Raw genomic sequence first — 24,464 nt, forward strand, 5'->3', positions numbered from 1 at the left:
TGGATTAGTACAGAAGGAGAGAAACATCATGGAAACTGTTCTGGTTAAGGAATATCGTGCAGACGTCATGGAGTGCACACACAGTGGACATATATGTATCGTAAACGATGAGGGAAAGGTTAAGGCTTTTGCCGGCGACCCGCGTTATGTCACATTCACCCGTTCTTCTGCGAAACCCTTGCAGGCTATTCCGGCCATTCGTGCGCATTTAGCAGACCGTTATCATCTAACGGATCAGGAAATTGCCATTATGACTGCATCTCACCGGGGTGAACATGAACACCAGGAGACGCTAATCTCTTTAATGGACAAGACGGGAATCGGAGAAAGCCGACTTGTATGTGCCTCGAGTTATCCGCTCGATGGTGAAACGAGAGACTCTCTAATCCGCAGTGGAGGAAATAAAAATAAGCTTTATCATAACTGTTCAGGAAAACATTTGGGTCTGCTTGCTTACAGTCAGATGAAGGGACTTCCCCTTGCAGGGTACGAGGACCCCAATCATCCTGTACAGCAGGAAATTCTGAGCACCATAGCGTATATGTGCGGTCTGTCGAAAGATGAAATCATACTCGGTACAGACGGCTGTGGTCTTCCGGTATTTGCATTACCCTTGCAAGCATTGGCTACTGCTTATATGAAACTGGCTTGTCCTGACCGGATAGAGGACGAACCGACTCGACGCGCGGTTGAAAAGATTGCACAGACGATGAATTCCCATCCCTTTATGGTGGCGGGGAGCGGAAGAGTGGATACTCTGCTGCTTCAGGATCAAAATATCGTTGCCAAAGGCGGCTTCAAAGGAGTTTACTGTTTTGGCCTGAAAAAGGAGAGACTCGGCATTACCTTCAAAATATTGGATGGATCCGAAGAAGAATGGGGATACATTGTAGAGTCTATCCTTGATCAACTTGGTTACGACAACCGGGCCACAATTGATTCTTTAAGAAAAGCTTTTACGAAAGATCTGTACAATGATGGGGGTAAAAAGGTAGGCCGAGCGGAAACAGCATTCACTTTAAATTACGTTTAATCGAAGAGAAACAGAATTTAACGTTATTGATATGCCTTAATAAATGATACTAAAAGCCCCCACACGACTCTCTGTAGTAGAAGAGTCGTATGGGGGCTTTTAAGTAATGTACAAAGACGTGATCAATTTCCGCGCAGGCGTCCCAACTCGGATACGAGCGCTTCAACCTCGGATATGCTCAGTGTGTTCTTGCTCATAACCATATCATACAAATCACGTATATCTTCATATTGATCCTTGGAGAAGGCCGAGGCCTGCATAGCGGCCGCTGAAGCCATGCGTAGCTTTAATTTGATTTGTTCGATCATATACTCAATGTTTTCCTGAGATTTCTCATTTAGATCCATGATTGGCACCATTCCTCTCACTTGATAACGGGTTTACGTCCCTGTATTGTACCATGTTGCTGCAAGACGAACCAATGTTTTTGCCATCGTGCTCCGGTTAGGGTAAAATCAGGGAAACTATAGGTTCACAGATTATAGTGAGATTCGCAGCAAATACATATACCGTGAAGGGGGAAGGCAATGGGCGATTATGTGGGTTTTCAGCAGGCTCCGCCTGTGACGAAAACCAAATTGTCGGGAGAGCAGCTGCAAAGTTTTTTTACGGACATATCTCAGCAGCATTCAATGGACCAAGTCACATTTTTATGTATCGGGACAGATCGTTCAACAGGTGATGCGCTAGGACCACTGACAGGAAGCAGACTGCTAGAATATGGATTTCCGCACGTTATCGGTACACTTCCTGACCCTTGTGACGCTTGTAATCTAGAGACAAGGCTGCAGGACATTCCGGAAGGAAGTACTGTAATCGCGATTGATGCTTGCTTGGGACAGCCTTCCTCCGTTAGCTTTTTCTTTGGATCTGCAGGTCCGCTCCATCCAGCTCAGTCTGTGGGAAAACCACTTCCTTCGGTTGGTCACTACAGTATAGCTGCGGTTGTTAATGTACAGGGACCTAAGCCTTACTGGACTTTGCAGGTTACTTCTCTTCATCTGGTTATGACAATGGCTGAAAAGATCGCACATGCGGCCGCATCCGCCTTTGGCCTTAGTACTTGAGGCAGGCGTTTCAGCCGGGTTAACGAAGTGCTTATCTATAGAAAGAAGGGTTTCGTAATGGAAAAAGTAAAATGCAACGGCAATACGATATGCTATCTGGAACAGGGACGCGGAGAGCCGGTTATTTTGCTTCATGGTTATTGCGGAAGCTCTTCTTACTGGGAACAGGTATTGCCATATCTGAACGGTTACCGGGTCATTGCACCGGATCTTCGAGGTCATGGTCGCTCTGACGCACCTGTGGGACCTTATACCATTGAACAGATGGCTGATGACGTACTGCTGCTGATGGATGAGCTGGATATTCAGAAGGCCACATTGCTTGGACATTCTCTTGGTGGATACATTACGTTGTCATTTGTTCAGCGATACACTTCGCGGTTGAATGCGTGTGGCCTGATTCACTCTACAGGTTACCCGGATTCGGATGAAGCCAAGGAGAAAAGAGTGAAGGCAGTAAGCGTCATTCAGGGAGAAGGAATTACAAACTTTGTGGACGGACTCATTCCAGGTTTGTTTGCACCTGGAATGGAGAACAGAAAACCGGAATGTATTCAGAAAGCGAAAGAAATCGGATATTTAACGCCACCGCAAGGAGCTATCGGCGCAGCGCTTGCGATGCGTGTGCGGCCTGACCGGAGGGATGTACTTTCTTCAACAGCACTTCCTGTTCTGCTTGTTGCAGGAGAGAAAGACGGCCTCATACCGTCAGAGCGTGTCTTTACAATAGACCACTCGAACATAACCCAGAGTGTAATTAAAGAAGCGGGTCACATGAGTATGATGGAAGAACCTGAGGAGCTAGGGAAAGTCATTCATTCATTTTTAGATCATGTTCATTCGTCTTAAACATCAATAAGCACGGATTAAAGAGCTATAGCCGGAGGAGAAGAGCCTCCGGCTTTTTCACGACAATGAAGGGGAATTGCTGGTACTGGTAATATGATGGGCGATCTTTTACAATCTATCTAGATTGAAATAACAGATTAGTCAAGAAATGGGGAAGCGGAATGTATCGGAAAGATTATCTCCTCCGTCTTGTGGAGGAAATGACGCAGATGATATCCAAAGTATTTGGCTTAAAGCAGCAGAAAAAGCATAACGAGGCTCTTTTGGAAATTAACGAAATGCTGAGCCGCCAATTCCGTCTCAATTCCAAATTGTTGAAATCATTGTCAGCAGAAGATATCGTTCAGCTGTTCCGCAGCGGTGAGGTCGTTGAGGCCGATAAGCTGCAAAGTGCGGCAAGGCTGTTGGAGGAAGAAGCTGATATTTATCTGGATATGGATCGACTGGAGGATGGGAATACTCTGTTGGTGAAGGCTCTTCATTTATACTTGTCCGCTTCTATGCATGGTGGAGATCGACATTTGCTGGACATGCCGCGCAGGATCAATGAGCTTCTGGAACGTGTACGCCCCCATGGTTTGCCTGACGAGACGGAACGCCTTTTATTTACTTATACGGAAAGAGAAGGTGAATATGCGGCAGCGGAGGACAGTCTATACCGGCTTCTGCAACGAGAAGCGGCAGATTATCGGGAGGGAAGGCTTTTTTATGAACGTCTTCTGGCCGTAGATAAGGATGAGTTGGAACGAGGAAGGCTTCCTATAACGGAAGTTCAGGAAGGACTTGAAGAACTGAAACTGCGTTATTCTCATGTGACGAAGTCCTAGAACCCCTATTGATGGTTCACTGCATTCAAGCCACCTGATTGGGCAGCATTGACCGGAGATGTTATCATAAATAATGTGGTTTAACGGGCTGCAAATACAACATGAAAGTGAGATGTACCTTTTGGATGCACTGCGTAAACTTATTCACCAAATCATTGATAACACATCATTGATTACGGCCACCCTCAGCCAGCTGCGTAAGCGGGAAGGGGTTTCTTATACGAAGGTGACGGTTAAACCCGTCGAATTGAAAAACAAGCTTTATTATCAGTTTGCCTATTTTTCTGGAAACAAGGTGACACATCAGAACTTGCCCTCCGATGAAGCGGAGGCTGCTCTGATCAAGCTTTTGGAAGAGACGTTCCGTCAAGCGATTATCTGTACACCGGAAGCAGACTACCAAGTGCTTATATCCAAAAAGTACAAGGTATCCATTCTGACCAAGTCACCAACTAAAACTCAAAGTGACTTGGCCCACAATCGTAAAAAAACGTATGTGCTTGAAGAAGGAACACCTGTCCCATTTTTGGTGGAGCTCGGTATAATGAACGATGAGGGTAAAGTTTTTGCTCGGAAGTACGATAAGTTTAAGCAGATCAATCGTTTTCTAGAAATGGTAGAAGATGTGCTCCCTCATCTGCCTGAAGATCGGCCGCTCACCATTGTTGATTTTGGCTGTGGTAAATCGTATCTTACGTTTGCACTTTATCATTATTTGGCGGTCAACGCGCGAAGATCGCTGAAAATCGTCGGATTGGATCTAAAGGCGGACGTTATCGAACACTGCAGTTTGCTGGCGAAAAAGCTGAATTATTCGCAACTGCGGTTTCTTGTCGGCGACATTGCGGATTATGATGAATTAGAGCAGGTTGATATGGTAGTAACGCTTCATGCCTGTGACACGGCAACGGATGCCGCCTTGGAAAAAGCAGTCCGCTGGGGTGCATCTGTTATTTTATCGGTACCTTGCTGTCAGCATGAGTTGTTCTCCCAGGTGGACAGTCCTGTGATGGAGCCGCTCCTGTCACATGGAATTTTGAAGGAACGCTTCTCGGCGCTCGCAACAGATGGTATCCGTGCCAAGCTGCTTGATTTGATGGGGTATCGTACTCAACTGCTGGAGTTCATTGATTTGGAGCATACTCCGAAAAACATTTTGATTCGTGCGGTCAAGGGAACAGCCGGAGACAAAAATAAACTGTGGCAGGAATATACGGCGTTTAGAGACTTCCTTAATGCCTCGCCGTATTTGGAAAATGCATGCCGGGATTTGCTACCGAAGTCTTGATAGGAATAAGTTCACGTACAATACTGATAGGCTAAGCGGTCCGGCCTTGGAGTGTAAGCTCCAAAGGTGCGAGCCGTTTTTTTGTATGATCAGGTTAGCCAGAGATTTCTGGCTGGCCTATTTTTTGTAGTCGCCCTCTGTTAAGCAACGCCACACCTCGCCTTTGGTAGATTCGCCTGACAAGTACGGTGGTTTGCACAAATAGATGCTTAGGGAATACAATGTTTGCTGCTCGACCACAATGGAGAGGTATCCCACTTTCCTTAATGGGTGTTTGGGATCAGAAAACGGTAAGAAGCCGAACAGAATTCTTATCTGCTTCATTCGAATAACCCGCGGAAAGGGCGAAAGGGTAATGACGAACCTCCTTGTTCGACGCTGTGGAATAATAATGCTGATACTAGTGATGGGGATGGCCAGCCTGAGAGCAGGTCTATTTTTTGATGAGGATTTATATGGAGTAAGTATCATGTGGGGAATAGCCTGCATGGTGCTGACTGCTGGATATGTGCTGGCCGGTAATAAGCTCCACTTCCCGACTCAACACAATAGTCTGCTCGTTCCCCTTCTGGTGTGCGCTGGTGGAATACTAATCATCTATATATGGCATGGGATGAACGGTTTGATATCCGCAGAGGGTACAGGGAATGAGATCATACGCTGGGGACTGTTCGGGTCGGTTGGGATTGCTCTCTGGATGATTGGCGGGGACCGAGAAGGAAAGAGGATGCTGCGTTTGGTGTGGCATATGACGGGGATGATTCTATGCGGCAGCGCTCTGCTGGCCGTATATGGACTGTTGGATTTGCCGCACGCGTTCTTTCGTTCGGCTAATCTTGAGGCTAGTGCTACTGGCGCGAGGCTGGGGGGGCTGCTGCAATACCCGAACACGTTCGGGGTGGTGATGGCCGCATTTTTGCTCGAGCGGCTGTTCGCACTGCCCGCCGCGCTCGGGGGGCGGGCAAGCCCGCTTCGCGCCGCGGCAGCATTGCTGCCGCTCGCGCCCTACACCGCCGCGCTGCTCCTGACGGAGTCGCGCGGCGCCTGGCTTGCGGCGCTACTAGCGTGCGCGGCCGGTCTGGCCGCAGAGCGGCGCTGGGTAGCGCCGCTCTTGGCGGCAAGTGCCGCGCCCGTCGCAGGCGCGGCACTGCTCTACCGCCAGCTGGCTGAAGCCCAGCTGGCTCCGGTAGTGCTGCCCGGCCTGCTATGGCTGGCCGGGCTTTGGGCCGGCAGCGTGCTTGCCGGCCTGCTGCTGTGGCGGGGGCTGCGCAGCTCTCCCGGCCCAGCCTCTGCTCCCGACACCATCGTCGGCCCGCCTCATGACAAAGCTGTTAGCCTGCCAGCTGTCATCATCCAAGGCTCAGACCCCGTTCCGGCACCTATCACCGCCGATAGTCCATCCACCGACACCGCCCGGGGCACTGCACCAGTCACCACCGTCAGGACGTCCTTTAATCATCCCTTCAGCGTTGCATCCAGTATCGTCTCCGTCCCGGCATCTGTCACTGGCTATCGTCAGCCGGTTGTATTAATCATGTCATCCGCTCTTTATGTCATCGCTTTTGCAACGGTTCTATCGCGTGTAAAGACCCGCCTCGGCGGAGCAGAGACGATGAGTGCCCGTCAATTGATGTACCAGGATGCATGGGGATTGTTCTCATCAGCGCCTTGGCTTGGACGTGGTGGTGACACATGGCGACTTTCATACCGCTCCATTCAGTCACAGCCTTACGTCGGGGCTGAAGTGCACAGCGGATACATCGATTTGCTGCTAAATACCGGAGTGATTGGTTCACTTATGGTATTTATTTTATTGCTGATGTCGGCAATTCGATTAAGAACAACTTGTCCGTCTCTGGTGCCTCCTTTTTCCGTTCTGATGATTCACAGTATCATTGACTTTGATTGGAGTTTTGGACTGGTGTGGCTTCTTATACTTTGGCTGGCAGCCATGGGAGCGGGGCAGACCGGCAGAGATGCCTCACAAGCAGCAGTCTTGAAACGCACGACGGAAGTATTCCGCACATCCCGTTGCCATCTGATCTCCTTCATTCCAAAATTTCGTTTGCACCATGTTCTCTGTATAACAGGTATGGTATGTCTAACGGCATGGACGGCTCTTGCTTCATCCTATTGGATGGGAAACCGCTATTACGAACAGGCGCTATACACAGTTAATCGGGAAGAACGCAAGCAGCTTCTGGAGACTTCGATGCGTTGGAACCCTGCTTCAACAGAAGCAGCTGCACAGCTCGCCGAGCTGCTGCCTGCGGAGGAGGCGATTAACCTGCTGAATCGAAGTCTCGCCCGCTCACCGGGACATCCGGCACTTACTTGGCAGATGGCCGAATTACACGCGATGAGCGGAAATTCCAGACAGGCCGCTGTATGGTATAAGATCAGTATAGAGAGAGATCGTTATCATACGGTGAAGCAGACCCAGGCGATTCTTTCCCTGGCTCAATTGGCCCAGAACCAGTGGGCTTTCGGGAACAACAGAGCCGCTGTACGCACAACTTATTCCGCTTTGGAGATTTACGATTTGTATCGACAATCGGTCGAGGCGATGGTAAGAAATCCTCTTGTCAGAAATGACAGGGATTTCAGAATGACGATTCAAGCCGAACAGGAAGGAAGGAAGTTGAAGCAACGGATTGCGGAATCCAATCTTCGAATAAACGTCAACGTCATGAAGGACGTTCTCGTACTTATCACGCCCAATGCGAGATGATAAAGACCGCTAGTTATCCGCCAAAAGCATCCCTAAAGGCGGAGGCGAGCGGTTTTTCAGGCATTTCCCAGAGCTCGGCAAGCTCACCGCACACCTCTTTTTCCCACCAGTCACATAGAACCTTTTTATTACTATAGTTATCGTGGATCCAGATCAGATTGCCTATCACTTTTCGGTAATAAAGATCTTCCCCCTGCTTCAGCAGCTCCGGCGAAATATATTGCTTCAGTCGCTTTGTTGTACGATACAATTCCTTGCTGCAGGCACGGCGTATACCTCTCGGTGTCGGAGGGCGGCCGCCAACCTGCTTCGCGTGCGATGAATGCATGTTGCTCACTCCTTTTACTTCACCATATGTGAAAGTCCGGGCGGAAGTCACATGCTTCAGATCAATTGGGCGGACTAGAACGCATGTCCAGAGGTATGTTAGAATAGGCTAATATTAAGGATAAATGTGCTTTAGGAAGAGGGGGAAATCGTGGATTTTGTTTACGATATAGTTGGCCGTTTGTTTGATTGGATCCAGAGCTTGGGTTACTTCGGTATTATGCTTGGTCTAATGATGGAAGTCATCCCTAGCGAAATTGTGCTCGCATACGGTGGATATCTGGTTTCCATTGGAGAAATCAACTTCTTCGGGGCTATGATATTCGGTACCGTTGGGGGAGTTGTTGCACAGCTGTTTGTTTACTGGATCGGACGCTACGGCGGCAGGCCTGTTTTGGAGAAATACGGGAAGTATATATTAATTAAGAAGAAACATATCGATTATTCCGAAGAGTGGTTTAAGAAATACGGTACAGGTGTTATATTTACAGCGCGCTTTGTTCCTGTCGTTCGGCATGCGATATCCATTCCAGCGGGTATCTCCAAAATGAATGTATGGCGCTTTACGTTACTGACAACACTTGCAGTCATCCCTTGGACAGCGTTATTTTTATACCTGGGGCTAGTGCTGGGTGACCAATGGGAGAATATTAACGAAAAAGCATCTCCGTTTGTACGTGAGTTCCTGCTCGGCGCCTTGGTATTAATTATAATTTATTTTGTGATTAAGTGGTATAAATCAAAAAAAAGGAGGTCTTAAGCATGGCAGTTAATCTGGCTCACAAATTCGGTACCGGCATTTCACCAAAGCAGTTTATGGAAGGTATGGAGAAGAACAAGGAAGATTTTCAAGCAGGCTATGATCAATTCTTCTGGAGCATTGAAGAGGACCGGGAATTTTTTGAAAGTCTGAATTTCAGGGATGATCTTCGTGTGCTCATTATTGCAGCCGATTGGTGCGGTGATGTCGTTCGTAATGTGCCGGTTGTTTTCCGGGCGCTTGAAACGGCTGGGATGGAGACGGAAGTACTCGTTATGGAGCAGCATCTGGATGTGATGGATCAGTTTCTTACTATGGGAGGACGTTCTGTTCCCGTTGTCATTTTTGCGGATACCGGAGGACATGTACTTGGTCAGTGGGGTCCCCGGCCTGAGCATGTGCAGCGGTTTATGATTGAATTCAAGAAGGACAACAGTGATCGTGAGGCTCCGGACTACCAAGAGAAGCTTGGGGCTGTCCGTCAAGATATGATTAAGGCTTATGGGGAAGGAAATGAAGCTCATGCGGTTATCATAGCTGAACTGCGCGAGCTGATTTCAGGGTTTTAAGAAGATATGCTGAATATTGAAACATTTAACCTTGGACCCCTGCAGACGAACGCATATCTTTTGACTGGCTCGGAGGAAGGCAAAGCTGTGATCATTGATCCAGGTATGAATCCGGGACCGCTGCTCAAACGGATCGCGAATATCGAGATTGAAGCGATTTTGCTGACCCACGCTCATTTTGATCACATGGCCGGTGTTGAGGAAATTCGGAAGCTGAAGGGTTGTCCGGTTTATCTTCACGATCTAGAAAGGGACTGGCTGGGCAGTCCGAAGCTGAACGGTTCATTAATGTGGCCGCAAGTAAGCCCACCGTTATCCACAGATCCTGCAGAATATGATCTGGCTGCCGGACAGAAGCTGAACCTGATCGGTCACACCTTTACGGTGTACCATACACCGGGACACTCGCCGGGAAGCGTCAGCTTTCTAAATGGAAATCATCTGTTTTCCGGTGATGTTCTGTTCCGTATGGGAGTAGGGCGTACAGACTTACCTGGTGGAAGAGAGCGAGATCTGCTGGATTCCATCCAGAATACACTCTACAAATTTCCAGATGATGTAATTGTGTATCCAGGCCACGGCCCCCGCACGACGATAGGATTCGAGAAACAACAAAATCCATACGTCAACTGATGTTATATGAACTGAAAACGACAAAATTCGAGAGAATTGTCTGGACAAGGTAAGACAAGATTGATACAATAATGTTAACTAAATGTTACCTTTGCGAAGCACGCAGACTGTGGAATTATAATCCCGGTTTGCGTTCTTTTATTTTTGTGGCCATTTTTGGGGTGAGGTCTACCATTAGGGGGATTAGGAATGAAGGATAATAGGTTACTGCAGCTTATGGAGATTAGTGCTGTAAGGCATGTCGAAAATGAAAGCTCAGCTGTAAACAGTCCTGACATTCAGTTGACGAAATCTGTGGTATGGCACAGATTATTCCGGGGGAATGAGTCTGGGTCTCAGCCATGGCAGGATAGATTGGAGAAGTTTCGTCAGAATAAGTGAAATACATACAGCAAACGGGATTGTCCCAGATATGATTTTTGAACATTGTTGAAACAGCTACTAGTAACAGAAAAAGCAGGCCATCTAAGGGATTTATCCTCGGGTAGCCTGCTTTCTTTTTGTACTCTTGGTGAGCTTAGTTGGATATGCGCTTAGCATTTTGCTATTTTATTTTGATCTCTGTTATCATTTTTTCAACGGACGTATTGAACGATTTCAGGGAGCTAATCGTATTACCATAGGAATGCGAAAGAGGTGATCAAGATCGTATGAAAGGTGAAGATGAGGAAGTAATCCGTCTGGCGAAAAAGGGCGACACCACAGCTATGGCGCAGCTGTTTCAGCAGCATTATTCCTTTTTATATAAATATTTGCTTAAAGTCACCATGAATCCGTCCGTTGCTGAGGATACAGCACAGGATACGATTATCCGCTGTATGGAAAATATAGGACGTTACAATGGCTCATCTTCCTTTTCCTCATGGATGATTACGATTGCTACCCGTATTTATGTGGATAAAGTTAGGCGGCGGAAGCGGGAACAAAAGTGGCTACTGAATGAACGGGAACAGGGAATCCGAAGGATGCGCTGGCAGCTTAAAAACCGCGACGAAGAGTGGAACGATCTGATGGAGTCACTATCTCGTTTATCTGATGACCATCGGATAGCCATTTTACTAAAGCATTATTACGGTTACAGCTATGAGGAGATTGGGGATATGCTAGGTGTTCCCGCGGGAACGATAAAATCACGAACAGCCTACGGCATCAAATCATTGCGGAAGGAGATGAACTCGGATGTCTAAAATACCGGATCAAGAAGATGAACAATTTATTGCGAACTTGAAGGTAGAACTGAACCGTATGGACTCTGCTTTTGATGAGCCTACACCTTCGTTAGCTGATTTTAATGAATTGGCTGTCCATACACTGGCGAATCAGAAGCGGAGATGGAGAAAAGAGTTTTTTATTTTTCTGTTGGTAGCTTTATTTATCGTCAGCGCTATTTTTGTTGCAGCATGGTGGGATCCTGTTGTGCTGTTGTTGATCCACGGAAGTAGTATGCTGATTGGTGCTGTGATCTTAACGGTATCGCTTACTTCCAGAGGAAGCAGGGATTTTCATGAATGATGTAAGTGAGGTACCTGTATGGGTTCTGGTTGGAATGACAATCCTTGTTCTTTCACAGGGGCTATGCCTTTTTACGGATGCAAGGAAACGTGGGCTGGGAAAAATGGCCTGGTTCTGGGGAATATGGGGGTCCACGACAATGCCGCTGCCGCTTATTCTTTACTGGTTCATTGTCATTAGGCCAAGACGAAAGAAATAGAGATCTCATGATCTGAAAAAAGGAGGATTTAACATGGATATCAACTGGGGATTTAACATGGATATCAATTGGGGATTGATATGGCCTCTTATTGGACTTCAGATCATTCTTGCGGTGACGGCATTAATATCATTGTACAAAGCGGAGCCGGAAGATATAAGGGGAAGCAAGCTGATGTGGGTGTTTATTATTTTGTTGATTAGTATTTTCGGAAGTGTTGCGTATTTTGTTGCTGGGAGGAAGAATACATGAACGGCAGTCTGTTAAAAGTACGAAATTTGAAAAAGAATTTCGGAAGCATTTCGCCAGTGAAGGGAATATCATTTCAAATTGAGCGGGGCTCATGCACAGCACTCCTTGGACCGAATGGAGCTGGTAAAACGACGACGCTTCGTATGTTGGCTGGTTTGATGGAGCCGAGCAGCGGATCGGTAGAATATGCGGGAAACCAGCAGACGGACAGCTGGCGGAACCGGATCGGTTATTTACCGCAATATCCTAAATTTTACGGATGGATGACAGGACGAGAGTATATCATTTTCAGCGCGGAAATATCAGGTCTCCGAGGAAGAAAGGCATCGGAGAGGACGGATGAGGTCCTTGCGCTAGTAGGTTTGAAAGATGCTGCCAAGCGGCGGATATCTGGTTATTCCGGTGGAATGAAGCAGCGGCTCGGACTTGCACAGGCTCTCGTACATGAGCCGGAACTTCTTTTGCTCGATGAACCGGTCTCAGCTCTCGATCCGCTTGGTCGCAGGGAAGTGATGGATATGATCCGTGAACTGAGTGGCGACAAGATAACCATCTTATTTTCCACCCATGTTCTGCATGATGCTGAAGAAATCTGTGATGAGATGGTGTTCATGGTTGACGGTATGATTGCGGAACAGGGATCATTGAATGAGTTGCGTGCCAAATACCGTCAGCCGGTTATTTATGTCGCCATTGAGCCTGAAGGTAATGGAACACAGTGGCTGAAATCTCTTACAACAAGAAGCTTTGTGACAGATGCCGAGATCGGTAGAGATTGGGCGAAACTGACTGTGGATGATGTAACAGCTGCTAGAAGTACGTTGATGGAAGAGATTTCAACGAAGGCTCTCCCTCTTGTGCGTTTTGAAGCGGGAACGTCATCACTAGAGGATATGTTCATGAAGGTGGTGAGCGGGTGAGAGGTTTATGGATATGTTATAAGAAAGAGATGCTCGAAATTATTCGCAGTTATAAATTCATCTGGGTTCCAGTTGTATTCCTGCTCCTCGGCATCATGCAGCCGGTTTCTACTTATTATATGCCCGAAATACTGTCGATGTCGGCAAATATGCCGGAAGAAGCCTTGGCCTTGTTTAAGATGCCAGCGCCAAGTGAAGTTGTGGTACAGACACTCAGTCAGTACAGCTTGATCGGTCTGCTTGTGCTTGTACTGGCTGGTATGAATACCGTAGCCGGCGAACGAATTTCTGGGACCGGGGAGCTGCTGCTGGCCCGTTCCATATCTCCAGCAGCTATGATTACCGCCAAATGGGGAGCATTGATGACATTGCTTGTGATCTCCTTCGGACTTGGTATAGCCGGATCGGCTTATTATACTGCCGAGTTGATCGGTCCGCTGGAATGGAGCCGCATCGCAGCTTCAGGCGGACTGTATACACTATGGCTTGGCGGGATACTCAGTCTCGTTCTTCCGCTTGGCGCTGTCTTGAAAGGACCGGCAGCAGCGTTTATCAGCTTGGCGGTGGCAGCTCTTTTATCGCTCCTTTCCGGATTATTCCCATCTCAGATGAAATGGAGTCCTGGACGTCTTAGCAGCATCGCGGCCGAGTGGCTAATCGGAGGAGCGGGATCCGCTTATGTGCCAGCAGCATTTTCCATTATGATTATGCTGTTGTCGATAGCTGTAGCTGCTTTCCTGCTCAGAAGAAACACTCTTCCCGGATAGTTAAGCTTATTTTTTAGACTTGGGACTGATCTGTCTTACCATCTGGGTCTTTCGGGTTGTATATTCTTTTATAACAACATGGACTTTTCTATCACTTTTTAGTAGACTATTGAGATAAAAGAATGACATCTCAGGAGGTAAGACGATGCTGCGTTTAGGGGAAAAGATTACAATCGTCGAGGACACCTTTGAGCAGAATCTTCCGATCGGTGAGCATGCTTATATAATTGCATACGACCGAAATCCGGACAACGTGTTCGATTACGTGATTAGGATTCCGTTTCTCAACCGTAATTTTTTCGTTCCAGCTGAGGATATCGAACTGGAATCCGTCGTGTTGAAGCAGGAAGCCGAGCGGATCGAGCGGGAAGCGCTCATCGATTTCGCTCTGTCGACATATAATGAAAAGTTGTTTTATCAAGTGATGAACGGCGAGTTGGAATCAGCTGAAGAGGAAGAGGAAGAAACCCAAGAAACTCTGTCACAGGCAGACTTTATCAAACAAGTAAATCTTCGAGCTTGGATTTAAGAGAGTCGGCCTAGAGCCGGCTCTTTTTTGAACCTCCCCCCTGATGATTGAATTGTCCATGCTTCTACAATATAATGAGAAAAGTTATCCGCAGACTTTATCCCTTTACTTTGAAAGGGGAAGAAAGAGGAGTGAATTTCATGAGTATTACAACGAAAGACGTTCAGCATGTGGCCAAGCTGGCCCGCCTGAATTTGACGCCGGAGGAAGAGCAGATGTTCACCGGTCAGCTGAACGCGATTTTACAATATGCAGAGAAGTTAAATGAATTGGACACCGATGGTGTGGAGCCAACAACTCATGTTCTGCATCTCAACAATGTGATGCGTGAAGACAAGGTCCGTGAAAGCCTCCCGATTGAGAAGGTTCTTCTCAATGCGCCGGATGAGGAAGATGGACAGTTTAAAGTACCGGCGGTATTGGAATAGAACCTGAAGGGAGGATGCTCAACTTGAGTCTGTTTGATTATAAATTATCGGAGATACATAACAAGCTGCAAGAGAAGGAACTGTCGGTTAGCGATTTGGTGGATCAGGCGTTTCAAAATATACAAGAACGCGAAGACCGTGTGAAAGCTTATATTACCCTGAATGAGGACGGAGCACGTTCTGCAGCCAAGCAGCTTGATGACAAGCTGGCCTCGGGAGAAGCCCGCGGTCCACTGTTCGGCCTGCCGGTTGGCATTAAGGATAACATTGTGACAGAGGGGATCCGCACGACGTGTGCAAGCCAGTTCCTATCCAACTTTAATCCGGTTTACGATGCAACAGTAACTTCTAAGTTACGTGCGGCTGATACGGTAACGATCGGCAAGCTGAACATGGACGAATTCGCCATGGGCGGATCCAACGAGAATTCGAGCTTTTATCCAGTTCGTAACCCGTGGAATCTAGAGCGGGTGCCCGGAGGCTCAAGCGGCGGATCTGCAGCTGCGGTTGCTGCGGGCGAAGCTTACTTTACGTTGGGATCGGATACCGGCGGATCGATCCGCCAGCCTGCTTCTTATTGCGGTGTTGTTGGTTTGAAACCAACCTATGGCCTTGTATCGCGTTTCGGTTTGGTCGCTTTTGCATCGTCACTTGATCAGATCGGACCTATCACTAAAAATGTGGAAGACTCCGCTTATGTGCTTCAGGCAATTGCGGGGTATGACTCTATGGATTCAACCTCTGCAAAAGTCGACATTCCGGATTATTCAAGCGCTCTGACCGGAGATATCTCCGGCCTGCGGATTGCCGTACCTAAGGAGTACTTGGGTGAAGGCGTTGATGCTGAAGTGAAAGAGAGCGTGCTTAATGCACTGAAGGTCCTTGAAGAAATGGGCGCTGTTTGGGAAGAGGTATCCCTGCCTCACACAGAATACGCTGTAGCGACCTATTATTTGCTCGCTTCTTCAGAAGCTTCTTCAAACTTGGCCCGTTTCGATGGAGTTCGTTACGGTCAGCGTGCGGATACGGGCAATTTACTGGATCTGTACCATGAATCCCGCAGTCAGGGTTTTGGTGATGAGGTCAAGCGCCGGATTATGCTCGGAACATATGCGCTCAGCTCAGGCTATTACGATGCGTATTATTTGAAGGCCCAAAAAGCTCGTACCCTGATTAAACAGGATTTCGACCAAGTGTTTGAGAAATATGACGTCATCATCGGACCAACAGCACCTACAACGGCCTTTAAGCTTGGCGCGCAGGTTGATGATCCGTTGACGATGTATTTAAATGATATTTTGACGATTCCGGTCAGTCTCGCCGGCGTTCCGGCTATTAGTGTGCCTTGTGGTTTTGCAGGAGGAATGCCTGTAGGAATGCAGGTGATCGGTAAAGCCTTTGACGAGTCCACCGTACTGCGTGTTGCACACGCCTATGAACAAAATACAGAACACCACAAACAGCGGCCTGCGCTGTAAAGTGACGGCAGAGAAGGAGGGAACGAGACATGTCTACATCTAAATATGAAACGGTGATTGGGCTGGAGGTGCACGTTGAGCTGCATACGAATTCCAAAATCTTTTGCGGTTGCTCCACGGAATTCGGCGCCCCGCCAAACACACATACTTGTCCGATCTGTCTGGGGCATCCCGGTGTACTGCCGGTACTGAACCGACAGGCTGTCGAATATGCCATGAAAGCGGCGATGGCACTCAACTGCACGATCGGAGATATCAGCAAGTTTGACCGTAAGAACTACTTTTATCCGGATTCACCAAAAGCTTACCAGATCTCGCAGTACGATCAGCCTATTGGCTTGAACGGCTGGGTTGATATCGAAGTGGACGGCAAAACAAAACGGATCGGCATCACACGCCTCCATTTGGAGGAAGATGCGGGCAAGTTGACGCATGTCGACGGAGGATATGCATCGCTTGTCGATTTCAACCGGGTGGGAACCCCGCTTGTGGAGATCGTATCTGAACCGGAGATCACTTCACCGGAAGAAGCAAAAGCTTATCTTGAGAAGATACGCGCGATTATGCAGTACTGTGACGTATCTGATGTCAAAATGGAGGAAGGCTCGCTGCGCTGTGACGCCAATATCAGTCTGCGTCCATGGGGACAGAAAGAATTGGGGACGAAGGCCGAGCTTAAGAATATGAACTCATTCCGCGGCGTTCAGCGCGGATTGGAATATGAACAATATCGTCAGGCCGAGACTCTCGACGAAGGTGGAATCATCGTTCAGGAAACTCGCCGCTGGGACGAAGCACAGGGCAAAACGCTGTCGATGCGCGGCAAGGAGCAGGCCCATGACTACCGCTATTTCCCGGATCCGGATCTGGTGACTGTACACATTAGCGAAGAGTGGAAGGAAGAGATCCGTGCGACCATTCCGGAATTGCCGGATGCCCGTAAGGCTCGGTATACATCGGAATACGGGCTGCCTGATTATGATGCAGGAGTTATTACTTCTTCTAAACCTTTGGCTGATTTTTTTGAGGATAGCTTGAACTACACACAGGACGCAAAAGCCGTATCCAACTGGATCATGGGTGAACTGATGGGTTACCTCAATGCTAACAACCTTGAGCTGGCGCAGGTGAAAATCACCGGACAGGGTCTGGGCGAAATGATCGGTCTGATTGAGAAAGGGACAATCAGCAGCAAGATTGCGAAGACTGTCTTTAAAGCGATGCTCGAGACGGGGAAACTCCCTGGGCAGATCGTGGAAGAACAAGGACTTGTTCAGATCAGTGATGAAGGTGCCATCAAGACCATTGTTGAGCAGGTGGTGTCATCTAATCCACAGTCGGTAGAGGATTATAAAGCCGGTAAGCAGAAAGCCATTGGCTTCCTGGTCGGTCAAGTTATGAAAGAAAGTAAAGGTAAAGCGAATCCGGCACTCGTCAATAAGCTGTTGGCTGATGTGCTGAACAGCTGATGATTTTATTGTGAAAAAGGAGCTTGCCTGTCATCAGGCGAGTTCTTTTTTCTGAACAAAGATGATTGCGGATTTTAAAGCCCTTTTATTCTTAGAGAAGGACTGCTATCTTGTACTGGATGGCGATGTCGATTCTGCTTGTTGTTATGATTTGTCTTCAACGGGACTATATATTAAGTACTGCCCTACTTCAAAAGGAGTCCAGATTGCAGGAGGAGAGAGGAAATGATACGTACTTTATCACTGGAGCATCGTGACACGGTTCAGCAAATATGGGCTTTACAGCATATGGCTTATCCATTAGAGGCAGAATTGATCGGATTTACAGATCTGCCGCCGCTGCTGGACACATTCGAAACCATTTCTTCCTCTGGAGAAGTTTTTTATGGAAATGTAAGTGATGATGGAGAATTAATGGGTGCTATCGCGGTGGAACTTGAAAAAGATCAGGTAACCATTTCAAGAATGATGGTGCACCCTGGCCACTTCCGAAAAGGGATTGCCGGAGGTCTTATTCAGCATGTACTGGACACGTATTGTGATGCCCCACTCTTTATTGTATCGTCTGGTACGAAGAACACCCCAGCCGTTCGTTTGTATGAGAGGTTCGGATTTCAGCCAAAAGACGCCTTTGAGGTGGCGCCTGGGGTAGAATTAACGGAGTTTCATCTTTTATTGAAGTAAAGCTTCTGTTCAGAAGAGGAGAGTTTACATCGGGGAAAAGGAGGCATTATTTTTGAGTAATCCTTGGGTTATTGATAATTTAAACATCCTGCTGCGTCTGCTGCTCTCCATGCTGATGGGTGGATTGATTGGATGGGAACGCGAACGCTCCAATCATGCGGCGGGTTTGCGGACACATATCTTAGTATGTCTGGGCTCAACGCTCATTATGCTGCTCTCGATTTATGGTTTTGCTGATTTTATAGACGAAGTGAATGTTCGGATTGACCCGGCGCGTCTGGCTACAGCTGTTATTACAGGAATTGGTTTCCTCGGAGCGGGAACGATTTTGTTTACCGGTAAATCAATAACCGGCCTTACCACGGCTGCGTCTATTTGGGTGGTTGGTGCTATTGGGCTGGCTATAGGAGCGGGTTTTTATTTTGCGGCTATCGTCTCCACATTACTTATTCTACTTAATCTGATCGTATTTAATAAATTGGAGCAGCGCTATATCCGGGGCAGTAAACTGCACTTAATTACGATACACGCAGCGAATGCCCCAGGACTTCTTGATGGTATATCAGCCATGCTTAAAAATGAGGGCTTCATTATTAAGAAACTGATTGTGAACGAAAGAAGCGCAATCCCTTATGGCGAGATTCAGCCGGCTGTTCTAGGTGTGGAAATTTCGCTTCAGGTACTGACGGACCGGAATTTCGATCCCGTAGAACTGACGAAGCAGGTCCGTGATATGGGCGGAGTGACGATGGTGACCGCGGAATAGATCACAGAGAAACGCCACCCCCTGATTAACAAGGGCAGTGGCGTTTTTTGGCATAACTAATAATGAACTTTGATAGGACTGAATGATTTGTTTTGTATAGAGTAACTAGTTTTTTACAGTTACTCATGATTCAGAATGGGGTACTATCAAGAAAAGAATGCTTGCCAATGAGCGGAAAGGAGAAGATTCATGAGTGTGCCAGAACATCAAACACCAATGAACAAAAAGAAGCCGGGCAGAAGGATGACCGTGGAAAGGCATCCTGGGCTTCTGCGAAGAAGGCGGAAATTCCCTGCTCTGCTGCTTGCCGCACTCTTTCCGGGGATGGGACATGTCTACCTTGGTTTGTATCGCAAGGGTATTACATTTATCATGCTGCTGATGCTTGATATATCGGCCTTGCTGTACTTCTCCTCCATTGGTATGCAGATTAATGTACCTTTGCTTATTTTGTTAGGTCTGCTGATTCCTCTCGGATATTTCTATAATGTTTTTGATGTTCTTCAGGCAGCGGATTATATACTGTCCCGGCGTCGCCGTGGGGAAGTCGGGACCTTATCAATTCATGATGCTGAAGTGACGAGAGGAAGAAATCCGTTTCATGGAGAACGGGGACTTTCATTTGGATTGATGCTCGTTGGCGGTGGGGTGCTTCTTATTCTGTTTCATCAAAAACCACAGTGGCTGCAAATCGGAATTCGTGATTACGGTACAATGATTTCAGCTGTGCTGCTCATGATATGTGGTATTGTGATCGCGATGAAGCACAAAATCAGAGTCGGACGATATACAGCTACCGTGCTGCTCATCTTTACAGGAGCCCTTTTGCTCGCAGATGAATGGAATGGGACAGATCATATTTTTTTGCTGCTAAAATGGTGGCCGTTACTTTTCATCATATGGGGAATCGAATATTTGCTTCGATACACAATATCCCGTGCTCTAGGACGCCAGGGTAATTTTCGTTTCCGTCCTGATTTTCGGGGAGTTATCCTAACTGTATGTCTTGTAGCCTCTGTTTTCGTTGTATCACAACAGGAGCACTTTCTGCATCTTTGGAACCGGGTTAGTCTCAATTTGACGGCCGCTGGAGTGGATTATAGTGAGGCGGCAGACAACAAGTTTCAGAAAAAAACGTTGGAAATTCCGGTAGCGCTCAACACCGGAAAGATTATTGTGGATCACTTGAACGGAGATATAACGATGTACCGGTCCGATGTCGAGCATATTGTTGTAAATACAGAGGTTTGGGTAGATCAGGAGGAGAAAGGGCTGGCCGAAGCGATTGCAGAACAGTCAACGGTTGAAGCGGACGAAGGTAATACCATTGTTATTCGGGCTAAGGGAAAGGCCTATGGTCAATCCGGAAAAAGACAACCAAAAATGAACATGGAAATTGCAATCCCTGATGATCGGCGGTTTAACTTGGAGATCCGGACGATGAACGGTGATTTGTCCTTGCTGAATGTAGAGGCAATTGACAATATATCGATGGAGAGCGGAAATGGGCAAATAACTTTAAGCCGTGTTTATGGTGACGTTACCGGAAAAACGCTAAACGGTGATATTAATGTGCGCGGGATTACCGGTAACATTAAGTTGTCCACCAATCGTGGAGGTGTGAAGGCATATGACGTTTCAGGAAATGGCTCCCTAACCACGCAAGTAGGTAATATTATTGTTAAGAGGTTTGCTAAGGAGATCGATGTAAAGACCCGAAATGGAAATATTATGGTTTATGGTGCAGAAGAGAATCTAACAGCCGAATCACTCAACGGAAGTATTGATGTGCGTTCAGGAACCATCGGCGGAGATTGGAGTGTTTACAGTGCCGTCGGTGTGATGAATGTAAGAATTCCTGAAGAAGGGGACTATGAACTGGAAGGTGTTATTAGTTACGGAAGCATTCAGACGGAACTACCTAGTCTCAGGGTGGAGCAAAAGTCGATTATAGGTACGGCGGGAACCGGTGAGTACAGTATAAAAATTGAAGGGAATAGTGATCTTAATATTTATAAGACTTATCCCACAGCGGAAAAAGGACATACTGAACGGGGATTGACTCCGCTTCCGCATTGACAAAATTCAGAAGGTAGCCGTACAATGAAAAAAAGCTGCGTATCAGCTTTCTTTTGAGAATCTAACTTAAGGCGGTGGACATACATGGCAACGTCCGTGCAGCACGCACTGGAACAATTGAAAACTACTGGTGTCCGCATTACACCGCAACGTCATGCGATTTTAGCCTACCTAGTGGAATCGATGGCTCATCCGACGGCTGATGATATATATCGCGCTCTGGAACCGAAATTTCCAAGTATGAGTGTAGCTACAGTATATAACAACTTAAAAATGTTTATCGAAGCGGGCATGGTACGTGAACTTACCTACGGTGATAACTCCAGTCGATTTGATGCCAATGTTTCTGACCATTATCATGTGATATGCGAAAAATGCGGCAAAATAGAGGATTTCAGTTACCCTTCTTTAGCGGATGTGGAACATCAGGCTGAGAAGAGCACGGGATTTCAGGTTAAAGGACTTCGAATGGAACTGTATGGGATCTGCAAGTCCTGTAAATAAATATCTGTTCTCAATAAAACGTGCGGAATGACAGATTCCACACGTTTTTGTTTTTAATGTAGTATCTAAGTATTGGGTAAAGTATTGGAGGGAACATTCATTGACAGGTAGAAGGAGACCCAGAAGGCGCCGCAGCGGGAGGAAGTCGTTATTTTTTGGCGTAATTCTGATCGCGGCTGGACTTTGGTGGGTGGTAACAGATTTGCTTCCGAACTCAAGCCATACAGAGCCAGACTGGCGTGGCATAAATCAACCTATATTTGTAAAGGGCAACCTGATGGATTATTCGGCCATAGGTTCAGGAGAGGATTTGAAGCTGCCTCTGCCTGTATTGCAAGAAACAGTTGATTCGCATATACGGTACGAAAAAGCAACGAAATCAGTCATTATAACGACCGCTTCGTCCGTTGTACAAATGAAGATGGACAGCAAGGAGGGGAAAAAGAATGGCAAAACCGTATCTTTTTCCGAAGTTTCTGAACAAACCAATGGAGTGGTCTATGTTCCGATCGCTCCTCTGAAAGAGGCTTACGGTATTGCTGTACATCAAGATGCGGAAACAGGCGCGGTTATTCTTATGAATGCCGGAGACCAAATATCGCTTGCAAAAGCACAGCCAGACAAGAGCGGAGAAACAGTTGCTCTGCGGGAGAGTCCTACCATCAAAGCTCCGATTCTCATGGATATGCCTGAGGGAGAGCGGATCCGTGTGTGGAGCCAAGAGCAGGGTTGGTATTATGTACAGACGGATAATGGTTTTACGGGTTATGTGAAGATAGACGAAACCGAGCTGGATGGTGAGAAAAAGATTGCAGATGTAGCTGTTCCTTCCTCAAGGGCGGATACGGATTGGAAGGGGAAGCCGGTTAATTTGGTGTGGGAAGCTGTTTATTCAAGAAAACCCGATCCGAAAGCGATAGGTAAGCTTCCTGGTATTAATGTAGTTAGTCCCACTTGGTTCAGCATTGTGGATGGGGAAGGGGAAGTTGAGTCGAAGGCGGACCCGGACTATGTAACATGGGCTCATGGACAAAACATGGAGGTCTGGGGACTCCTAAGCAACAGCTTTGATCCAGATATCACCACATCGGTTCTAGCCACATTTGACCGCCGATCCCGTGTTATCGATCAAATGCTGCAATATGCCGAGAAGTACAAGCTGGACGGAATCAATATCGATTTTGAAAATGTATATACCAAAGATAAAGAAAATCTGGTGCAGTTTATGAGGGAAATGAAGCCTCTTGCACATGCTAAAGGATTAATTATATCTATTGATGTGACTCCAAAGTCCAGTAGTGAGATGTGGTCCGCCTTCCTAGATCGCCGTGAGCTTGCTCAGGCTGTGGATTATATGATTGTGATGTCTTACGACGAGCATTGGGCTTCCAGTCCAAAAGCAGGATCGGTTTCTTCACTGTCTTGGTCAGAAGGTACAATACAGCGAATAATTGAAGAAGATGATGTACCGTCTTCCCAGCTGATTCTCGCTGTTCCATTATATACACGAATATGGACGGAAGAGGGCGAGAACGGAGGGGGGAAGGTATCCTCGAAAGCCTTCGGTATGGACAAGATCCGGAATTTAATTCAAGAGAAGAAGCTAAAACCTCGGTTCGACGAGGCTACGGGACAGAATTATGTAGAGTATAAAGTAGGAAAAACATTAAAGAAGATTTGGATTGAGGATGAGACCTCGCTCAAAGCCCGAGTAGAACTGGCAAAATCATTGCAACTGGGTGGGCTGGCCTCTTGGAACCGAAATCTTGCTGTTCCGGAAGCATGGGAAGTTTTAAATGGAATTCATAAGTGAACTCATTAATCATTATAAGTGTATATAAAAAGAACCGGCCACCATTTGGTGAGTCGGTTCTTTGTTATTTCAGAATTACTGTTAGTTGCCATCAAGGTGTTTTGTTCTTAAACTTTCTGTGTGCTGCCGTTGCCAGATTCAGTGCCAATCACTGTAGTTTCGGATGCATCGGACGATTTAGCTGTAGCATGCTGAGCTTCAAGCTCCTCTGCTGTTACATTTGCTATGTTAGGATCCAGCGTGAGCATCGTTCTACAAAACATACAGCGGTCGGTTTTTCCTAGCATTTTCGTCTGCTTCGCGCAATCTGGGCACTGGATTTGTACAGCGCTTGTAGAAAGCATGCCTGCCCAGAAGTAAATGCCGAGGCTGCCCATCATCGTAATCAGACCTAGCACAAGACCTATACCAGCTACCACTTTACCGGCTTGTCCCCAAAAGACGATACCGGCTGTCCCTAGCACCATCAGTCCCATGCCGATCATAGTCAGCAGCAGACCCCAGGTGCGAAAAGCGTTAATCTTTGCGGTTTTAAAGATCATGGATTAAGTGCTCCTGTCATTCAAATAGTTATTCTATAAAAGAAGGAACTTACATGGACATGTAGAATTACATTATAACTGAATTGACCTAAATTCGCCAAGGAATGTATGGAGGGAATCGTGGAACTAACCAACTTTTCTTTTTATTATAGCAATTCGGTTGACGAGGAAGCAGTGGGGGCAATCGCTTATCGTAACTTGGATAATACGTTTCACGGTTCGCTGGTTCATGATTTTGATATCAATGTTGTTGTTGTTTATGAAGGTGAGTTCGACAAACCTGCGGTTCAGCATACTATTCTGCGCGGAGTACATTGTCAGGTGCTGAGTGTTGGAATCGACGAATTGCAGCAGAGTCTTTTATCCGGACAAGATAATGTGTTATTAAAATGTTTCTTGGATGGGGATATTATAAGCGACACCGAAGGGCGATTAGCT

Annotated in this window: 29 protein-coding genes (1 of these 29 running past the window's edge); 26 read left to right on the forward strand and 3 right to left on the reverse strand. The window is 47.0% G+C overall.

The window, feature by feature from the left end; all coding sequences use genetic code 11:
• Positions 1 to 28: 28 nt before the first annotated feature.
• Positions 29 to 1,033 (forward strand): asparaginase, encoded by a 1,005-nt coding sequence (locus AC2TF5_RS03780; protein WP_491300932.1) that lies wholly within the window; start codon positions 29 to 31, stop codon positions 1,031 to 1,033.
• Between the two features lie 122 nt (positions 1,034 to 1,155).
• On the opposite strand, the gene AC2TF5_RS03785 is transcribed toward AC2TF5_RS03780, so the two are convergent.
• Positions 1,156 to 1,380 carry a DUF1128 domain-containing protein gene (locus tag AC2TF5_RS03785; RefSeq protein ID WP_208917768.1) on the reverse strand — a complete coding sequence of 75 codons (225 nt, stop codon included), beginning with the start codon at positions 1,378 to 1,380 and terminating at the stop codon, positions 1,156 to 1,158.
• Positions 1,381 to 1,560: 180 nt separating this feature from the next.
• On the opposite strand from AC2TF5_RS03785, the gene yyaC reads away from it, so the two are divergent.
• The 5 genes from yyaC (at position 1,561) to AC2TF5_RS03810 (ending at position 7,795) form a co-directional block, all read left to right on the forward strand.
• Positions 1,561 to 2,100 carry a spore protease YyaC gene (gene yyaC, locus AC2TF5_RS03790; RefSeq protein ID WP_491300933.1) on the forward strand — a complete coding sequence of 180 codons (540 nt, stop codon included), beginning with the start codon at positions 1,561 to 1,563 and terminating at the stop codon, positions 2,098 to 2,100.
• Positions 2,101 to 2,157: 57 nt separating this feature from the next.
• Positions 2,158 to 2,949, forward strand: a complete 792-nt coding sequence (locus AC2TF5_RS03795; RefSeq protein ID WP_491300934.1) for an alpha/beta fold hydrolase — start codon at positions 2,158 to 2,160, stop codon at positions 2,947 to 2,949.
• A 161-nt stretch (positions 2,950 to 3,110) separates the two neighbouring features.
• Entirely contained in the window at positions 3,111 to 3,776 is a 666-nt protein-coding gene (locus AC2TF5_RS03800; protein ID WP_491300935.1) for a DUF6483 family protein, read from the forward strand.
• 112 nt (positions 3,777 to 3,888) lie between these two features.
• On the forward strand, positions 3,889 to 5,064 hold the full coding sequence (locus AC2TF5_RS03805) for a class I SAM-dependent methyltransferase (RefSeq protein ID WP_491302800.1): 1,176 nt from the start codon (positions 3,889 to 3,891) through the stop codon (positions 5,062 to 5,064).
• 391 nt (positions 5,065 to 5,455) lie between these two features.
• Positions 5,456 to 7,795, forward strand: a complete 2,340-nt coding sequence (locus AC2TF5_RS03810; protein ID WP_491300936.1) for an O-antigen ligase family protein — start codon at positions 5,456 to 5,458, stop codon at positions 7,793 to 7,795.
• A gap of 13 nt (positions 7,796 to 7,808) precedes the next feature.
• Here AC2TF5_RS03810 and AC2TF5_RS03815 read toward each other — a convergent pair whose 3' ends face one another.
• Complete coding sequence (locus AC2TF5_RS03815) at positions 7,809 to 8,123, reverse strand: hypothetical protein (protein WP_491300937.1); 315 nt, start codon at positions 8,121 to 8,123, stop codon at positions 7,809 to 7,811.
• 150 nt (positions 8,124 to 8,273) lie between these two features.
• On the opposite strand from AC2TF5_RS03815, the gene uptA reads away from it, so the two are divergent.
• The 19 genes from uptA (at position 8,274) to AC2TF5_RS03910 (ending at position 23,484) form a co-directional block, all read left to right on the forward strand.
• Positions 8,274 to 8,882, forward strand: a complete 609-nt coding sequence (gene uptA / locus AC2TF5_RS03820) for an undecaprenyl phosphate transporter UptA (protein ID WP_491300938.1) — start codon at positions 8,274 to 8,276, stop codon at positions 8,880 to 8,882.
• Positions 8,883 to 8,884: 2 nt separating this feature from the next.
• Complete coding sequence (locus AC2TF5_RS03825) at positions 8,885 to 9,451, forward strand: thioredoxin family protein (RefSeq protein WP_491300939.1); 567 nt, start codon at positions 8,885 to 8,887, stop codon at positions 9,449 to 9,451.
• A 6-nt stretch (positions 9,452 to 9,457) separates the two neighbouring features.
• The gene (locus AC2TF5_RS03830; protein WP_491300940.1) at positions 9,458 to 10,084 is read left to right on the forward strand and encodes an MBL fold metallo-hydrolase; all 627 of its coding nucleotides are present in this window, start codon (positions 9,458 to 9,460) and stop codon (positions 10,082 to 10,084) included.
• A 189-nt stretch (positions 10,085 to 10,273) separates the two neighbouring features.
• Complete coding sequence (locus AC2TF5_RS03835; protein WP_491300941.1) at positions 10,274 to 10,465, forward strand: hypothetical protein; 192 nt, start codon at positions 10,274 to 10,276, stop codon at positions 10,463 to 10,465.
• Between the two features lie 269 nt (positions 10,466 to 10,734).
• Positions 10,735 to 11,271, forward strand: a complete 537-nt coding sequence (gene sigY / locus AC2TF5_RS03840; RefSeq protein ID WP_491300942.1) for an RNA polymerase sigma factor SigY — start codon at positions 10,735 to 10,737, stop codon at positions 11,269 to 11,271.
• Positions 11,264 to 11,596 carry a YxlC family protein gene (locus AC2TF5_RS03845; RefSeq protein ID WP_208917780.1) on the forward strand — a complete coding sequence of 111 codons (333 nt, stop codon included), beginning with the start codon at positions 11,264 to 11,266 and terminating at the stop codon, positions 11,594 to 11,596. The genes sigY and AC2TF5_RS03845 overlap by 8 nt, the downstream gene beginning before the upstream one ends.
• Positions 11,589 to 11,795 carry a hypothetical protein gene (locus tag AC2TF5_RS03850; protein ID WP_491300943.1) on the forward strand — a complete coding sequence of 69 codons (207 nt, stop codon included), beginning with the start codon at positions 11,589 to 11,591 and terminating at the stop codon, positions 11,793 to 11,795. Before AC2TF5_RS03845 ends, AC2TF5_RS03850 begins: the two co-directional genes overlap by 8 nt.
• Positions 11,796 to 11,828: 33 nt before the next feature.
• Entirely contained in the window at positions 11,829 to 12,047 is a 219-nt protein-coding gene (locus tag AC2TF5_RS03855) for a PLDc N-terminal domain-containing protein (protein ID WP_491300944.1), read from the forward strand.
• Entirely contained in the window at positions 12,044 to 12,967 is a 924-nt protein-coding gene (locus AC2TF5_RS03860; protein WP_241930737.1) for an ABC transporter ATP-binding protein, read from the forward strand. The genes AC2TF5_RS03855 and AC2TF5_RS03860 overlap by 4 nt, the downstream gene beginning before the upstream one ends.
• Positions 12,964 to 13,734: an ABC transporter permease gene (locus tag AC2TF5_RS03865; protein WP_491300945.1), complete on the forward strand. Its 771-nt coding sequence runs from the start codon at positions 12,964 to 12,966 to the stop codon at positions 13,732 to 13,734. Before AC2TF5_RS03860 ends, AC2TF5_RS03865 begins: the two co-directional genes overlap by 4 nt.
• 145 nt (positions 13,735 to 13,879) lie before the next feature.
• Positions 13,880 to 14,263, forward strand: coding sequence for an ATPase (locus tag AC2TF5_RS03870; protein ID WP_491300946.1), 384 nt, complete (start codon positions 13,880 to 13,882; stop codon positions 14,261 to 14,263).
• Positions 14,264 to 14,403: 140 nt separating this feature from the next.
• Positions 14,404 to 14,691, forward strand: a complete 288-nt coding sequence (gatC, locus tag AC2TF5_RS03875; protein WP_491300947.1) for an Asp-tRNA(Asn)/Glu-tRNA(Gln) amidotransferase subunit GatC — start codon at positions 14,404 to 14,406, stop codon at positions 14,689 to 14,691.
• Between the two features lie 23 nt (positions 14,692 to 14,714).
• Positions 14,715 to 16,169, forward strand: coding sequence for an Asp-tRNA(Asn)/Glu-tRNA(Gln) amidotransferase subunit GatA (gene gatA, locus AC2TF5_RS03880; protein ID WP_491300948.1), 1,455 nt, complete (start codon positions 14,715 to 14,717; stop codon positions 16,167 to 16,169).
• A 29-nt stretch (positions 16,170 to 16,198) separates the two neighbouring features.
• The gene (gene gatB / locus AC2TF5_RS03885) at positions 16,199 to 17,638 is read left to right on the forward strand and encodes an Asp-tRNA(Asn)/Glu-tRNA(Gln) amidotransferase subunit GatB (RefSeq protein WP_491300949.1); all 1,440 of its coding nucleotides are present in this window, start codon (positions 16,199 to 16,201) and stop codon (positions 17,636 to 17,638) included.
• A gap of 225 nt (positions 17,639 to 17,863) precedes the next feature.
• The gene (locus AC2TF5_RS03890) at positions 17,864 to 18,322 is read left to right on the forward strand and encodes a GNAT family N-acetyltransferase (protein ID WP_491300950.1); all 459 of its coding nucleotides are present in this window, start codon (positions 17,864 to 17,866) and stop codon (positions 18,320 to 18,322) included.
• Positions 18,323 to 18,374: 52 nt separating this feature from the next.
• Complete coding sequence (locus AC2TF5_RS03895) at positions 18,375 to 19,088, forward strand: MgtC/SapB family protein (RefSeq protein ID WP_491300951.1); 714 nt, start codon at positions 18,375 to 18,377, stop codon at positions 19,086 to 19,088.
• A 189-nt stretch (positions 19,089 to 19,277) separates the two neighbouring features.
• Complete coding sequence (locus tag AC2TF5_RS03900; RefSeq protein ID WP_491300952.1) at positions 19,278 to 21,167, forward strand: DUF4097 family beta strand repeat-containing protein; 1,890 nt, start codon at positions 19,278 to 19,280, stop codon at positions 21,165 to 21,167.
• Positions 21,168 to 21,251: 84 nt separating this feature from the next.
• Positions 21,252 to 21,671, forward strand: a complete 420-nt coding sequence (gene perR / locus AC2TF5_RS03905) for a peroxide-responsive transcriptional repressor PerR (RefSeq protein WP_491300953.1) — start codon at positions 21,252 to 21,254, stop codon at positions 21,669 to 21,671.
• Between the two features lie 100 nt (positions 21,672 to 21,771).
• The gene (locus tag AC2TF5_RS03910; RefSeq protein WP_491300954.1) at positions 21,772 to 23,484 is read left to right on the forward strand and encodes a glycosyl hydrolase family 18 protein; all 1,713 of its coding nucleotides are present in this window, start codon (positions 21,772 to 21,774) and stop codon (positions 23,482 to 23,484) included.
• A 107-nt stretch (positions 23,485 to 23,591) separates the two neighbouring features.
• Here the strand turns inward: AC2TF5_RS03910 and AC2TF5_RS03915 are convergent, their stop codons facing one another.
• A complete protein-coding gene (locus tag AC2TF5_RS03915; protein ID WP_241930728.1) occupies positions 23,592 to 24,026 on the reverse strand; it encodes a YgzB family protein in 435 nt (144 codons plus the stop codon).
• A 120-nt stretch (positions 24,027 to 24,146) separates the two neighbouring features.
• Between AC2TF5_RS03915 and AC2TF5_RS03920 the strand changes: the two genes are divergently transcribed.
• Positions 24,147 to 24,464, forward strand: the start of a protein-coding gene (locus AC2TF5_RS03920; RefSeq protein ID WP_491300955.1) for a hypothetical protein. The gene runs 561 nt beyond the window's last position; the window shows 318 of its 879 coding nt (coding positions 1-318); the start codon lies at positions 24,147 to 24,149; its stop codon lies beyond the right edge, outside the window.

Source organism: Paenibacillus sp. JNUCC 34, from assembly GCF_058269055.1.